This window comes from Campylobacter sp. US53 (assembly GCF_004378995.1).
In the GTDB taxonomy this organism is placed as follows: Bacteria; Campylobacterota; Campylobacteria; order Campylobacterales; family Campylobacteraceae; genus Campylobacter_D; species Campylobacter_D jejuni.
Map to the genome: position 1 here is coordinate 48497 of NZ_RYYH01000003.1, position 14809 is coordinate 63305.

Genomic DNA, 14809 nt, shown 5'->3' on the forward strand with positions numbered 1-14809 from the left:
AAGGCATAATATGACTTTGGATTTTGATTTTATTTATAATGCGGATAATGATATTTTTGAATATTTATTGCGTTTTTATGCGAAAAATTACAATTATACCCTTAGCAAAGAAGAAAATATTTATCATTTTTCTATCGATGCAGATGAAGAAAATTTAAAGACTTTTTGTGATTCCTTAAATTTAATGAGTCATAGTGTTTTTTTGAAAAAATTTGATGTAAAAGCGGGACAGGATTTTAACCCTTGTATGCCAGAAGATAAAGAATTTTCGAAATTTTCTTATATTACGCATTTAAATTCTAATGCTTATCAAGAAAAAAAACTTTTAAATAAAAACGAATGGGGCGTGTTTTGTGAGTGTGAATTTTCAAGCAATTTATCAGAATTTGAAAAAATCAATGAAGAAAATTTCAATATTTTTTTAAATCTTGCCTTTGATTTGTTAAGTCAGGAAAAAAAGATTTATTTAAAAGATAAAAATGGCATTTATGAATTTTCTTTGTTTAAGAACGAATTTATAGGAGATTTTTTGCTTCCTTGTGATATTAAAGCTATAAATTCAGTTTTTGTTTGTTCAAATGAAAATTTAAAACTTCTTGCAAGTTTGGAAAAACCTTTGATGAAGCTAAGGCTTAATGCCATGTTTAGAAAAAATCATAATCTTGATTTTAATGATTTTAAAATCAGACTTGCTAGAGATTTGTTTTGCTTTGCTTTAGGTTTGAAACTTTTTGGAAATGAATATAAATTTTTAAGCGTAAAAAAGATAGAAGAATATCAAAAAGATTTTTATATCAGTGCTTTAGATGAGCAAGTGGTGGTTTTGGAAGGTTTTGAATTTATCAATGCTAAGGCAAGAGAGCTTATTTTTTCTAAAAAAGATAAAAATATGGCAAGAATTTCTTATCTTGTAAGCCGTTATAAGGAAAAGGCTTTTATTTTAGAGCTAAGTAAAGATGATGAAGATATTTTGCTTATCAATAAAGAGCTTAATTTGCTTAAACTTTCTTTACCAAAACACAGCAAAGAGCTTTATGAAGAGATTAAAAAAGATGAAATTGGTGCAAGGCTTTTAGAAAATTTTAGCAAGGAATTTCCTCTTTTAGATGAAAGTTTTGAACTTCGAAATAATTTTTATTCTTTACTTGGCTTAGTGGGTAGAGTGCTAAATTTGGGTAAAAATTTACAAGAGAGTGCTAGTGAGCTTTTAAAAATTGCCGATGAGTCAAAAATGCCTCGTGGAGTAAAGATTGATTATCGTTTGAAAGAAGATAAAAGTTTTGATTATACAAGAACCTTAAGATCTGCTATGAGTTTTATGTTAGCAGGTGTAGATAGTGCTAATATCGCTTATGGAGCGGTTGAAAGTTTGGCTTATTTCTTGCGTGATACTTATGATGAATTAAGAGAGAAAAAGCAAAGCGATTTAGCACTTATAAGTGGATCTTTGTTTGAACATAAATCTTTGCTTAAAAATACTCTCAAACATCTTAAAAATTGTCAATTAAGCGATGTGCCACTTAGGATATAAGATCAAAATTTCAGGTTTAGTTCAAGGGGTGGGTTTTCGTCCCTTAGTTTATGAACTAGCTTTGAAATCAAAGCTTTTTGGAGAGGTAAGAAATGATGGTTTTGGGGTGGAAATCATCCTTTCTTGCACTCAAAAAGAATGTGAAAATTTCATAGAAAATTTAAAAAATAATCTCCCACCTTTAGCAAGAATAGATAAGCTTATAATCACACAAATTTCTATTCCAAACTATGAAAATTTTAGTATCACTCCTTCTTTAAAGAATGCAAAAAGCACACCTATGTTAAGTGATTTTGCGCTTTGTAAAGAGTGTAAAAAAGAATTTTTTGATGAAAAAAATCCACGCTTTTTATATCCTTTTATCACTTGCACACATTGTGGGCCACGCTTTAGTATTATAAAAAGTCTTCCTTATGATAGAACCCATACTTCTATGCAAGAATTATTGATGTGTGAGTTTTGTAAAAGCGAATACGAAGATCCTAAAAATAGGCGTTTTCATGCCCAGCCCATTAGTTGTCCTAAGTGTAAAATCAATGTTTTTCTTAAAAATCCAAAGGGTGAAATTTTAGCTAAAGATCAAGAAGCTTTTATGCAAAGTGCGAAGTTTTTAAAGGAAGGTAAAATTTTAGCCATAAAAGGCATGGGTGGTTTTCATCTCATGTGCGATGCTTTTAATGAAGAAGCTTTAAAAGCTCTAAGACTTAGAAAAAATCGCCCTAAAAAACCTTTTGCTTTGATGTGTAAAGATTTACAAAGTGCTAAAGAACTTGCCTTTATAGATGAAAAAGAAGAAGCTTTGCTTGGTGGGGTTTTAGCTCCTATTGTGATTTTAAAGGCGAAAAAAGCCTTTTCTTTAATCGCACCTGATGTTGATAAAATTGGTATTATGCTAGCTTATACGCCTTTACATCTTTTGCTTTTTGAGTATTTTAAAGGAAGTCTTGTAGCAACAAGTGCGAATTTAAGCGGAGAAAGTATTATTAAAGATGAGTTTAATTTGTGTCAAAAACTTAGCGAAGTATTTGATTTTTATTTAGATTATGATAGAGAAATTATGAATGCAAGTGATGATAGCATAGCTCAAGTGGTAAATGGTGAAACCATGTTTTTGCGTACTTCAAGGGGTTTAAATCCTTTTTATTTGGAAAGAAATTTTAATAAAAAAGGCACTTTTTTAGCTTTGGGAGCGGAGCTTAAAAATGAATTTGTGGTTTTTTATGAAAATAAACTTTTAATTTCTCCTTATATAGGGGATTTGAAAAGCTTAGATGTGTATGAGAGATTTTTTAAACTTTTAGAATTTTTTAAACAAAATTATGATTTGAAATTTGATGCGATTTTATGCGATAAACACCCGCATTTTAGCTATGCAAAAGAATTTGAAGAAAGGATTAAAATTTCTCATCATTATGCGCATTTTTGTGCGGCTTATTTTGAATATGAAGAAAATTTTGCAAAAGATGAAAAGGCTTTAGCTTTTATTTGTGATGGAACAGGTTATGGTGAAGATGGCAAAATTTGGGGTGGAGAAGTTTTTGTAGGAAATTTGAAAGAATATGAAAGAATTGCACATTTTGAAAATTTCACTCTTATAAATAGTGATATTAAAAATATACAAAATTTGGCTCTAAGTCTTATTTTTCATTATGATTTAGAAGATAAGGCTAAGGAGTTTTTAGCAAAAATTCCAAAAATCAAACTTAAAAATCTTAAAAAAATTTATTCACATTCTAACTTACAAACGAGTTCTTTAGGACGCATTATCGATGCTTTTGGAAGTATTGTTTTTAACTTAGAAAAAAGTTCTTATGAAGCTCAAGTTGGTTTAATGTGTGAAGCTTTTTATGATAAAAATCTTGATTTTTCTTACAAGCTTTTTGTAGAAAAAGGGCAGGTTAATTTTAAAAATTTAATCCTAGGGGCTTTACAAGATGAAAAAACTAAGGCAATTACAGGTATGTTTAATGCCTTGGCAAATTTTATCATAGATTTTAGCAAAGATTATGATTTAAAAGTGCTTTTGAGCGGAGGAGTTTTTCAAAACAAAACCTTGCTTGAAATTTTAAAAGCTAAAAATTTTGATTTTTTTGTACCTTTAAAATACCCTTGCAATGATAGCTCCATAGCCTTAGGACAAATGGTACATTTTTTAAATTTAGAAAAATAAAGCAAATATTCTAAAAACTCATAATTTTTTAATGCTTTTAAGGTTAAAATGAAACAAAAAATATAAAAGGAAAGAAAATGTGTAAAGATTGCGGCTGTTCTATAAATTCAAACCATACGCACGATCATCATCATGATCACCACCATGAAAATCCAAGCTTAAAAGAAAGTAAAACCATAGAAGTGATTTCTAAAATTTTAAGCAAAAATGATGAAGAAGCTAAGCACAATAGAGCGCATTTTAATGAAGCTAACACGCTTTGTATTAATTTAATGAGTTCTCCAGGTAGTGGAAAAACCACTCTTTTAGAAAGCACGATTAAGGCTTTGAAAAATGAGTTTAAAATCGCTGTGATTGAAGGGGATTTAGAAACCAATAATGACGCCCTAAGAGTAAAAAATGCTGGAGCTTTGGCATATCAAATCACTACAGGGCAAAGCTGTCATTTGGATGCTTTTATGGTGCATGAAGCTTTGCATCATTTAGCCATTGATGATGTGGATTTGCTTTTTATAGAAAATGTTGGAAATTTAGTTTGTCCTGCAAGTTATGATTTAGGAGAGCATTTAAATGTAGTTTTGCTTTCGGTAACTGAAGGAAGTGATAAACCGCAAAAATATCCTGTGATGTTTAAAAAGGCTGATATAGTTTTAATCACAAAGGCAGATTTGGCTCATCATTTTGATTTTGATGTTAAAGAGGCAACTAAGTTGATTAAAGAATTAAATCCTAGAGCAGATATTATCACTCTTGATGCAAAAAATGGCACTAATATGGAGCTTTGGTATAAGGTGCTTAAACTTAAAAAGGAGCTTTTTTAATGTGTTTATCTATACCTTCTGAAATTTTAGAAATCGATGAGTTAAATAATGCTTTAGTACAAACTTTAGGTGTGAAAAGAAAAGTTAATTTGGATTTGATTGATGAGCCTTTAAAACAAGGCGATTATGTCTTAATCCATGTAGGCGTTGCTATGGAAAAAATCGACAAAGAAGCTGCGCTAGAAAGCATTAAAACCTATCAAGAAATAGTAGAAAAAATGAATAGTGGAGAGATAAAAAGTGATGAGGGAGATTTGGGTTTAAATGAATTTCATCGATGAATTTAGAGATAAAGAAAGCATTTTAGCTTTAAAAAAACTCATAGAACAAGAACTTAAAAATCCTATTAACATCATGGAAATTTGCGGTGGGCATACGCATAGTATCATGAAATATGCCCTGCCTTCTATTTTACCAAAGGAAATTAACTTTATCCATGGGCCAGGATGTCCTGTTTGTGTTATGCCAAGAGTTCGCATTGATACAGCTATTAAACTAGCCTCTATGAAAGATACGATTTTTTGTACTTTAGGAGATCTTTTAAGGGTGCCTGGAAGTGAAATTTCTCTGCTTGATTTAAGAGCTAAAGGGGCTGATGTTAGAGCGCTTTATTCTCCACTTGAGGTTTTGGAAATCGCTAAGCAAAATTTAAACAAAAATATCATCTTTTTTGCTATAGGTTTTGAAACCACTACACCTATGAGCGCTTTACTTCTTCAAAAGGTTATAGAAGAGAAAATAAATAATGTCTTTTTTCATATCAATCATATCACAGTTCCAGCACCTGTAGAAGCGATCATGAATGATGAAAATGTAAAAATCAATGCTTTTTTAGGCCCTTCTCATGTGAGTGTAATAACAGGTTATGGTATTTATGAGCCTTTAGCGGCAAAATTTAAAACCCCTATAGCGGTGAGTGGTTTTGAGCCAGTTGATATTTTAGAAAGTGTGTTAAATATCATAAAACAAAGCAATGAAGGCACTTTTAAAGTGTATAATCAATACAAAAGAGCTGTAAGCAAAGAAGGCAATGTTAAAGCACGAAATTTAGTAAAAAAATACTTTAGAGTGTGTGATTTTGAATTTCGTGGCTTAGGACTTATTAAAGATGGAGGCTTGGAGTTAAAAGAAGAATTTAGTGCCTATGATGCGAGTAAAAAATTTGATTGTACGGTGCAAAGTAAAAATGAAAGCAAAGCCTGTATTTGTGGGCAAATTTTAAGAGGTTTGGCTAAGCCTTATGATTGTAAAGTTTTTGGCAAGGCTTGTACGCCAAGAAGTCCTATAGGAAGTTGTATGGTTTCTGGCGAGGGTGCTTGTGCGGCGTATTATAAATACTCAAAGGTGAATGTATGAAAAATATTTCCTTAGCCCATGGAGGTGGCGGAGAAGAGATGAATGAGCTTTTAGCTAAGCTTTTTAAGATCTTTGATAATGAAATTTTAAACGCAAATAATGATGCGGCAATTTTGGGAAATTTGGCTTTAAGCACGGATTCTTTTGTTTTAAGTCCGATTTTTTTAGATGAAGGGATTAATATAGGCAAACTTTGTGTTTGTGGTTCTGTTAATGATATTTTGATGGTAGGTGCTAAGCCAAAATATCTAAGTTTAGGGCTTATCTTAGAGGAAGGTTTTGAGCTAGAAAAACTAGAACGCATTTTAAAAAGCATTAAAGAAGAATGTGAAAAATGTGGAGTTATGTTGGTTTGTGGTGATACTAAAGTTGTTCCTAAGGGTAAGGCAGATGAAATTTATATCAATACTACAGCCTTAGGTGAAATTATTTCTAAAAAAGAAAGTAAAAATATCAAAGCAGGGCTTAGCATACTTCTTTCAGGCGATATAGGAAGGCATGGAGCTAGTGTTTTAATCAAAAGAAATGAGCTAGAAGCTGATATTAAAAGTGATTGTAAGGCTTTAGATAAAGAGGTTTTAGAGCTTTTAGAAAAAGATATAAAGGTTGTAGCCATGAGAGATGCTACTCGTGGGGGGCTTAGTGCGGTTTTAAATGAGTGGGCAAAGCAAAGCGGAAATGATCTTTTAATCTTTGAAGAAAAAATCATTATTCAAGATGAGGTTTTAGGACTTTGTGAGCTTTTTGGTTATGAAGCTTATGAGCTTGCAAATGAAGGCACTTTTATACTTTGCGTGGAAAAAGAAGATGAGTTAAAAGCCTTAGAAATTCTAAAAAAATACAATGCAAATGCGAGTATTATAGGAGAAGTTTTAGAAGAGAAAAAAGCACGTGTGATCTTACAAAACGCTTATGGGGCAAAACGCTTTTTAGAAAGCCCTAAAGGCGAACTTTTGCCAAGAATTTGCTAATGCACGAATTAAGTATAGTAGAATCTTTAATCGAACTTTGTGAAGAAAATGCCTTAAACAATAAGGTTTGCAATGTGCAAGAAATTTATGTAAAAATTGGGCGTTTAAGCGGTATAGAAGTGGATCTTTTTAAGCGTTGTTTTGAAACTTTTAAAGAAAGCTCAAATATTTGTAAAAATGCTAAACTTTTTATAGAACTTGCCCAGCTTGAAATTTTATGCTTAAAATGTGATCAAACAAGTATTTTAGAAGAAAATGTTTTTAAGTGTCCTAAATGTCAAAGTATAGAATATAAAATCACACAAGGTGAGGACTTACACCTTATGCGACTTGTGATGGAGTGAGATGATAAATTTAGAAACATTGTTTTTTGTTTGATTTTACATAATTTTTAGTATTATAATAAAATAAAATTTTTAATTTTACAAGGATTAAAATATGTTAAAAGATAAATTATTGCAAGATTTAGAAGAACATTTTGAAACTTTAGGACAAGTTAGAAATTTAGCACAAAATTATGATGAGAAATTATTTGATTATCTTTTAGAAGAAAGTAAACATAAAGAAGAATTTAAAAGTAGATTTTTTATTTTTAGCAAAAAAACTTTGGTTTTTAAGCTTAATGATTTTTTGAATTTTTTAGATCTTAGAAGCTTAGGTGGTAGTTTTACAAGCTATGCTAACAAAATAGGACTTGCAAATAAAACAAAATCTCTTTTAAAAACAAATAACGAAGTAGTATTAAATTTTGCTTTTAAAGATGGTGTTATAAAAGGCGGACAAAGCAAAGATGAACAAAAATCAAAAGAAATATTTTTCAATGAAATACTAGCTCGTGATGAAATAGATGTGTTATTTGATAAAAAAGCTTTGCAGAATTTTGAACTAATAGGCGAAAGTAAAAATCTACAAGAATATTTAAAAGATAATCCAAATTTACTTATAAAAGGCAATAACTTACTAGCACTACATTCTTTAAAAAAGCTTTATGCAAATAAAGTAAAATTAATCTATATAGATCCACCTTATAATACAGGCAATGATAGTTTTAATTATAATGATAAATTTAATCATTCTACTTGGCTTACTTTTATGAAAAATCGTCTTGAAATCGCAAGGGAGTTTTTAAGAGATGATGGTGTGATTTTTGTACAATGCGATGATAATGAGCAAGCATATTTAAAAGTACTTATGGATGAGATTTTTGGAAGAGAGAATTTTGTAGGAACTATTATAAGGGTTTCAAAAAAAGGCGGAAATAAAGGTAATTTTATTAAACCTAAAACAGATTTCATCGTTATGTTTTTTAAAGATATATCTAAAATAAATGTAGAAAATTATGGACTATACTATTCCACAAAAAACAGTAATTATAATTTTATAGAAGAAGAATTTAATGGAGAGATAAGAAAATTTATAAAGGGGGAAATTCCTTATAGGGATAAATTGGATTCTAGAGCTAATCAAAGATATTATATAGAATGTCCAGATAAAAGTCTAATTATTCCAAAGGGTAATGTTTTTCCAAAAATAAAAGCTGATGGCGAAAGTATTAGACCAGAAACCAATGAAGATAAATGTTGGACTTGGAGCCAAAAAAGATATTTAGAAGAAAAGTCACACGGTAGATTTTATTTTTATAAAACAAAAAACAGTCCGTACTTAAATGAACACGGTGAAAAATCCGAATGGGGTGTATGTAAAAAAATCTTTGATACGGAATTAAATGAGATAAAAAGAGAAATTTTTTCTTCTCTTATAATTATAGAAGATGCTGAAAATCAAAAAGCTACAAAAGAGCAAGAGAATTTAAATATTCAATTCTCATTTCCCAAGCCAGAAATATTATTAAAGAAAATTATAGAAATTTCCACAAATGAAAACGATATAGTAATGGACTTTTTTGCAGGAAGTGGCACTACTTTAGCCGTTGCTCATAAAATGAAACGCAAATGGATAGGCATAGAACAAATGGATTATATAGAAACTATCACAAAAGAAAGACTCAAAAAAGTCATAGAAGGTGAGCAAGGCGGTATCAGCAAAGCAATAAATTGGCAAGGTGGTGGAAATTTTGTTTATGCTGAGCTTATGCCACTTAATGCAATTTATAAAGAAAAAATACAAAATTTAAATGATGAAAAAGAGCTAGATGGTATTTATCAAGAGTTAAAAACTAAAGCTTTTTTAGATTATAGAGTAGATATAAATGAAATTTTAAAAGATAAAGAATTTGAAAATTTAGACTTAGAAAGCAAAAAAGAAATTTTAAAGCTTGTTTTAGATTCTAATATGGATTATGTTTTATATGGTGATATAAAAGATGAAGATTATGCCTTGTCTAAAGAAATAATAAAGCTTAATAAAATATTTTATGGTGATGAAAATGTTTAATAAAAAATTACATGAGCTTTTACAAGAAGAATTTGGAAAAAGAGGTATAGAGCAAATAGAAATTCCTTTTTATGTAAAAGAGAATTTATCAAAAGAACTAAGATTTTATCAAGAAAAAGCTCTAAAGTATTATTATGCAAATTTTGATAGCATAAAACAAAGACATTTAATGTTTAATATGGCAACAGGAAGTGGAAAAACACTTATAATGGCAGCTTTAATGCTAGATTGTTATAAAAAAGGATATAGAAATTTTATCTTTTTTGTAAATTCTACTTCGATTTTAGAAAAAACGAAAGCAAATTTTGCCAACAAATACTCAAGTAAATATCTTTTTAAAGAAAATATAAATATAGATTCTAAAAATATAGAAATTAACATTATTAATAATCTTTCTGAAAGTAAAGATGACTGTATAAATATATATTTTACCACCATACAAGCCTTGTTTTCTCTTTTTAAAAATGAAAGGGAAAATTCTTTAAGTTTTGAAGATTTAAAAGACAAAAAGCTTGTATTTTTAGCTGATGAAGCTCATCATTTAAATAGTGATACTAAAAGCAAAAATGAAAATGAGATCAAAGAAGGTTGGGAAGCTATTATAAAAAGAGCTTATGAGAGCAATAATGAAAATTTATTGTTTGAATTTAGTGCTACTATTCCGCAAGAATTTAATGTATTAGAAAAATATCAAGATAAAATCATTTATGAATACACCTTAAGAGAATTTTGCAAAGATGGATATTCTAAGCGTATATTTTTAGTTAAGTATGATAATGATAGTTTAGAACATAGATTTTTAGGAGCAGTACTTTGTAGTCTTTATAGAGAGTTGTTGGCTCAAAAATATAATATCGTATTAAAGCCTGTTGTTTTATTTAAGAGTGAATCTATAAAAGAATCTATGCAAAATCAAGAAAAATTTATAGATTTTATAGATAATTTAGAAAGCTTGCATATAGAAGATTTTTATAAAAATATAAACAAAGAAAGCGATCTTTTAAATAAAAGCTTAGAGTTTTTTAAAAAAGAATATCAAAATACTTATGCAAAAACTATTGTAAATTTTTTGAAAAATAATTTTAAAACGCTTTATATGTTAAACACAAATGATGATAAAGAGCTAGAAAAAAATCAAATTTTACTTAATAGCTTAGAAGAAAAAGATAATCAAATAAGAGTTATTTTTTGCGTTGATAAACTTAATGAAGGTTGGGATGTTTTAAATCTTTTTGATATAGTTAGGCTTGGAAATAAAAAGGCAAGTAAAACAATAACCACAAAGGAAGCGCAACTTATAGGAAGAGGTGCTAGATATTATCCTTTCAAAAGCGATTTGTTTGATTTTGATGATGAGTTTAAATTTAAAAGAAAGTATGATAGTGATCTTGAAAATGAGTTAAATGCTTTAGAGAAATTAACTTATCATACTAGAAATGATGTTGAGTTTATCAAGCAACTCAATGAAAGCATGAATAAAGAAGGATTATTATTTGAGGAAGAAAAAACACGCATAGATTTAATAGTCAATGAAAAAATAAAAGAGATTATTAAAAATAACAAAATTTATTACGCTAATAATAAAAGAATCAAAAAGCGTGATTTGAAAAATTTTTACATTACAAGAATTGAGATGGAACAAAAAATAAAAGGTTTGCAAATTCCTTATTTTTCAAATTCTATAAAAGAAAGTGAGGAGAAATTTGAAGAAATCAAAGAAGAATATGATCTTCAAAGACCATCTGCTCTTAATCATATAGATAATATATATTTTTTAAAAGCTATGAATATATTAGGACTTGATTTTAACAAAATCAATGAAAATTTTACCTTTAAAAGCAAAAAAGATTTTATAGAAAATTGTTTAAAAAATACAGTTGTTTGTTTTTCAAAACGACAAGAATTTAATCAAATAAATAATCTTGAAATAGCCAAATATATTTTAGAAAATTTTAAATCGCTCAAGCAAAACATAAAACAAGAATACGAAGTAAGTGAGTTTATAACTCATGAATTTAATATAGGCAATAAGGTAGTATTTAAAAATAAAGAGAATTTTAAGGAAATGAATTTTGAGTGGCTTTATCACAAAACTTTTTGTTTTGATAGTAATTTAGAAAAAGAATTTTTAAATTTTATAGAAGTGAAAAAAGATGAAATCAATAAAGTGTTTTCTAAATGGTTTGTTATAAGAAATGAAGGCTTTGAAGAATTTAAAATTTACGATAATAGAAAAGATGAAGTAACTTATGCTATGGGATTTGAACCTGATTTTATTTTCTTTGGTAAGAAAAATAAAGATGATGATAATTTTTTAAGTATACAATGTTTTATAGAAACAAAAGGGGAGCATTTAGCAATAGCAAAAGATGCTTGGAAGGAAGAATTTTTAGAGACTTTAAAAGGAAAAATCATAACCACTAAGGATGATAAAAAATTAACTCTTCAATCTTTACCGTTTTTTATAAACAAGAACTTTAATATAAATGATAAATTCCTTAGTAGTTTTGATGAATTTGTAAGTTTTCAAGATGAAAGATAAGTAATATTTATTTTTACCAAGTATAAATCTAGCTTTTTAAAATCCTTGCAAGTTTAAGCAAATTTGAAATCAAAAATTCTTTTTTTACGAGCTTAGAATTGGTTTTAAGCTCGTATTCGCTTTTAAGCAAAAGAGTGAAAATTTCTTTATATTGTTCGATTTTTAAACTAAAGGCTTGAGAGCTTAAATTTTGTCCCACTTGAGGAGGTGGAGTATAGCCTAAAAGATCTTTAAAGTCAATTTTACCATTGACTTTAGCATAAAGTGCGATTTTAAACAAACGATAAAAAGAATTATACAAAGAGTTGATTAAAGCAATTTCATTAAAATTATCTAAAATTTTTTCAAGTTCGCTTTTAAAGTCTTGTTTTTTTAAAATTTTCTCAAAAAAGCTTTCAAAACTTCCTGTATTCAAACTATAGCAGTATTGTTCTATGGTTTTTTCATCTACTCTTAAACCACTAAATTTATTAAGCTCGCTCGCAGCAAGATATAAATTCTCATCAAAACTTGTAAAAAGGGTAAACAAAGCATTTTGAGTGATTTCAACCCCTAGTTGTTTTGCTTTTATACTTAAAAGCTCCACGCCTTCTCTAGCTCCGTTAGCTTTAAAAAATCTTACAAAATGAGGAGAGAAAATTTTTTCTATGTCGCTTTGCTTTGAGTTTTCATCATAAAGCTCTAAAAGAAAGAAATTGTCCGTATTGTTTTTACAAAGATCTACTAAAATTTTAAGATCTTTTGTTGGAATTTTTTTAGAAGTTTTAATTTCGAGTAATTTTTTTTCACTAAAAAGCGATCCTGTACTTAAAAAATCACTTGCACGAGTGAAGTTGTATTCTTCAAAAAAAAGTTTTAAAGTTTCATCGGGCTTATATTTTTCTTTTATAAATTCAGCATAAAGTTCGCTTTGAAAATTATCTGCTCCATAAAGAAAGAAAAAATTAGGTATTGAATCTTTAGAAAGTAAGGTTTGAAGCTCTTTTCTATACATTTTCTTCCTTTATGAGTCTTTGGGTGATTTTAGCATAAATTTTTGCCATAACTATATCTGCTTCCATGATTTGCACTTCAACACTTTCTAGCAAATTTACACGCGTATCATAAAGGATTATATCTGCTCCTTTGATTTCATCATCTAGTTTAGCTATGCAAACTCCATCATTTTGCACAACTAAAGCTTTAAATTTTTTGCCTATATTTTTAGCCGCCCATCTAGCAAATTTTCTATCCATAAAATCAAAAGCAACCTTATCCGCCTCTCTTTCAAGTGTGCTAAGATTCTCGCAAGTGCTTTCTATGTTTAAAAGTAGATAATTAAAAAGTTTTTCATCGTTTTTTTGTTTGGCTTTTAAAAGTCTGTGTAAAATAAGATCAGAATACCTTCTTATAGGGCTTGTAAAATGTGAGTATTTATCAAAACCTAAGCCAAAATGTCCCGCATTTACACTAGAATATTCCGCTTTTTTTTGTGCTTTGATGATGAGTTTATCTACTTCTGCTCTTAAATTTAACTCATCGGCTAAAGCTTGTATGTCTCGTATGAGTTCAGGAAGATTGGGCTTAAAATTTACATCGATTCCGAGTTCGCGTAATTCATTTAAAAGCTTATCGATTTTTCTTACATCAGCGCTTAAGTGATTTCTAAAAACGCCTATATCTATGAGTTTTGCTGCGGCTTTATTGGCTAAAAGCATACAATCTTCGATCAAATTATGCGAAGGTGTGTCTTTTTCAAAAACTGTGCTTTTTAGACTTAAGTTTTCATCTAGATTCATTCTTAATTCTTCGGTGCGAAATTCAAAGGCATTTTTAAGACGCATTTTGCGTAAATTTTTTGTGATTTCAAAAAGCTCATAAAGCCATGAAAGCTCTTTTAAATCAGGTTTTTGTACTAAAATTTCATCAACTTCATCGTAATTAAAACGGCGTTTTGAGTTGATAATACCTTCAAAAAGTTCTTCTTTGATGACTTTATTTTCATGATCGAGTGTGATTTTAAAACAATACGCTAAGCGATCTAAATGAGGTTTTAAAGAACAGATATTTTCACTTAAAGGATGAGGCAGCATAGGTATAGCAATATGTGGAAAATAAATAGAAAATCCACGATTTCTTGCTTCTTTATCTATAGCGCTATAAGCATAAACATATTCGCTAACATCAGCAATAGCTACATAAATTTCTCGTTTTTGGATGTCAAAATAAATCGCATCATCAAAATCTTTTGCATGTATAGGATCTATGGTGCAAAAAGGCAAGGCTCTTAAATCCATGCGATTTTCATACATACTCGCATCAACACTATCGCCGTTTGCTAGAGCTTCTTTGATACAAGCGTCGCTAAATTCGTTATTTTTATTAAAAAGAGCTAGGGAGATTTTTTCATCTACGCTTTCATCATCGATATGTCCTAAAACTTCTATGATATTGTTATTTTCATTTTCTATTTTTAAAATTGTCCCTAAAGGTAGTGCTTTTAAAGATTTTTGAGAAGCTTTTAAGGCAGTGCTTAATCCTGTTTTGATATTCATTCCAAGCACGGCTTCGCCATACCTTTTGGTGATCACTAAAGAGGTTTCATTGGCTCTTTTTAGAACCAAAATCACCTTTGCACTGGGGCGTTTTTTCTTTAAAGGTAGAAGTTTTACCGCGACTATATCTTTATAGTTTGCACCTTTTAGGTTTTTGTTTTCTATCAAAAGATCTTTTTTAAAACTTTCATCAAAGCATTGTAAAAAACCTGTGCCTTTGCTTGAAATATCAAGTACTCCAAAGGCAAAACCATTGTTAAGATAGTATTTGTTTTTGTGTTCTTTGATGATATGATTAGCTAAAAGCTCTCTTAAAATTTGTTTAAATTCATTGCTTACTTCATGAGAGCTAATGCCATAACTAAGACTGTTTAAAAATTCTTTCACTTTTGATACTTTATGATTTTTTGTAAAATTCTTACATAAAGTTTATAAAAAAAATATGAAATTTATACTTTAATTGCTATAATAATACCTTTAATTTTTGAAT

Annotated in this window: 11 protein-coding genes; 9 read left to right on the plus strand and 2 right to left on the minus strand. The window is 28.9% G+C overall.

From position 1 onward, the window contains the following. Positions 1 to 10 precede the first annotated feature (10 nt). The 9 genes from ELQ05_RS03380 to ELQ05_RS03420 all read left to right on the plus strand — a co-directional run bounded on the left by ELQ05_RS03380 (position 11) and on the right by ELQ05_RS03420 (position 11785). Positions 11 to 1531, plus strand: a complete 1521-nt coding sequence (locus tag ELQ05_RS03380; protein WP_134239940.1) for a hypothetical protein — start codon at positions 11 to 13, stop codon at positions 1529 to 1531. Beyond that, positions 1512 to 3701 carry a carbamoyltransferase HypF gene (gene hypF / locus ELQ05_RS03385; RefSeq protein WP_134239941.1) on the plus strand — a complete coding sequence of 730 codons (2190 nt, stop codon included), beginning with the start codon at positions 1512 to 1514 and terminating at the stop codon, positions 3699 to 3701. Before ELQ05_RS03380 ends, hypF begins: the two co-directional genes overlap by 20 nt. A 77-nt stretch (positions 3702 to 3778) precedes the next feature. After that, positions 3779 to 4522, plus strand: a complete 744-nt coding sequence (gene hypB, locus ELQ05_RS03390; RefSeq protein WP_052835097.1) for a hydrogenase nickel incorporation protein HypB — start codon at positions 3779 to 3781, stop codon at positions 4520 to 4522. Continuing rightward, positions 4522 to 4803, plus strand: a complete 282-nt coding sequence (locus ELQ05_RS03395; RefSeq protein WP_002776342.1) for a HypC/HybG/HupF family hydrogenase formation chaperone — start codon at positions 4522 to 4524, stop codon at positions 4801 to 4803. The genes hypB and ELQ05_RS03395 overlap by 1 nt, the downstream gene beginning before the upstream one ends. After that, positions 4787 to 5878, plus strand: coding sequence for a hydrogenase formation protein HypD (gene hypD / locus ELQ05_RS03400; protein ID WP_052835098.1), 1092 nt, complete (start codon positions 4787 to 4789; stop codon positions 5876 to 5878). The genes ELQ05_RS03395 and hypD overlap by 17 nt, the downstream gene beginning before the upstream one ends. Further along, positions 5875 to 6849, plus strand: a complete 975-nt coding sequence (hypE, locus tag ELQ05_RS03405; RefSeq protein WP_134239942.1) for a hydrogenase expression/formation protein HypE — start codon at positions 5875 to 5877, stop codon at positions 6847 to 6849. The genes hypD and hypE overlap by 4 nt, the downstream gene beginning before the upstream one ends. Further along, the gene (gene hypA / locus ELQ05_RS03410) at positions 6849 to 7193 is read left to right on the plus strand and encodes a hydrogenase maturation nickel metallochaperone HypA (RefSeq protein ID WP_052835100.1); all 345 of its coding nucleotides are present in this window, start codon (positions 6849 to 6851) and stop codon (positions 7191 to 7193) included. The genes hypE and hypA overlap by 1 nt, the downstream gene beginning before the upstream one ends. Before the next feature lie 94 nt (positions 7194 to 7287). Continuing rightward, positions 7288 to 9243, plus strand: coding sequence for a site-specific DNA-methyltransferase (locus tag ELQ05_RS03415; protein WP_134239943.1), 1956 nt, complete (start codon positions 7288 to 7290; stop codon positions 9241 to 9243). Then, a complete protein-coding gene (locus tag ELQ05_RS03420; protein WP_052835102.1) occupies positions 9236 to 11785 on the plus strand; it encodes a DEAD/DEAH box helicase family protein in 2550 nt (849 codons plus the stop codon). Before ELQ05_RS03415 ends, ELQ05_RS03420 begins: the two co-directional genes overlap by 8 nt. 28 nt (positions 11786 to 11813) lie before the next feature. Here ELQ05_RS03420 and holA read toward each other — a convergent pair whose 3' ends face one another. Next, positions 11814 to 12779: a DNA polymerase III subunit delta gene (holA, locus tag ELQ05_RS03425; RefSeq protein WP_052835103.1), complete on the minus strand. Its 966-nt coding sequence runs from the start codon at positions 12777 to 12779 to the stop codon at positions 11814 to 11816. Continuing rightward, entirely contained in the window at positions 12772 to 14706 is a 1935-nt protein-coding gene (locus ELQ05_RS03430; protein WP_057042592.1) for a ribonuclease R family protein, read from the minus strand. The genes holA and ELQ05_RS03430 overlap by 8 nt, the downstream gene beginning before the upstream one ends. Positions 14707 to 14809 lie beyond the last annotated feature (103 nt).

Coding starts and splice junctions, on each gene's coding strand:
- hypD (WP_052835098.1), top strand. CDS start 4,787: ATGAATTTCATCGATGAATTTAGAGATAAAGAAAGCATTTTAGCTTTA.
- ELQ05_RS03380 (WP_134239940.1), top strand. CDS start 11: ATGACTTTGGATTTTGATTTTATTTATAATGCGGATAATGATATTTTT.
- ELQ05_RS03415 (WP_134239943.1), top strand. CDS start 7,288: ATGTTAAAAGATAAATTATTGCAAGATTTAGAAGAACATTTTGAAACT.
- hypF (WP_134239941.1), top strand. CDS start 1,512: ATGTGCCACTTAGGATATAAGATCAAAATTTCAGGTTTAGTTCAAGGG.
- holA (WP_052835103.1), bottom strand. CDS start 12,779: ATGTATAGAAAAGAGCTTCAAACCTTACTTTCTAAAGATTCAATACCT.
- hypE (WP_134239942.1), top strand. CDS start 5,875: ATGAAAAATATTTCCTTAGCCCATGGAGGTGGCGGAGAAGAGATGAAT.
- ELQ05_RS03420 (WP_052835102.1), top strand. CDS start 9,236: ATGTTTAATAAAAAATTACATGAGCTTTTACAAGAAGAATTTGGAAAA.
- hypB (WP_052835097.1), top strand. CDS start 3,779: ATGTGTAAAGATTGCGGCTGTTCTATAAATTCAAACCATACGCACGAT.
- ELQ05_RS03395 (WP_002776342.1), top strand. CDS start 4,522: ATGTGTTTATCTATACCTTCTGAAATTTTAGAAATCGATGAGTTAAAT.
- hypA (WP_052835100.1), top strand. CDS start 6,849: ATGCACGAATTAAGTATAGTAGAATCTTTAATCGAACTTTGTGAAGAA.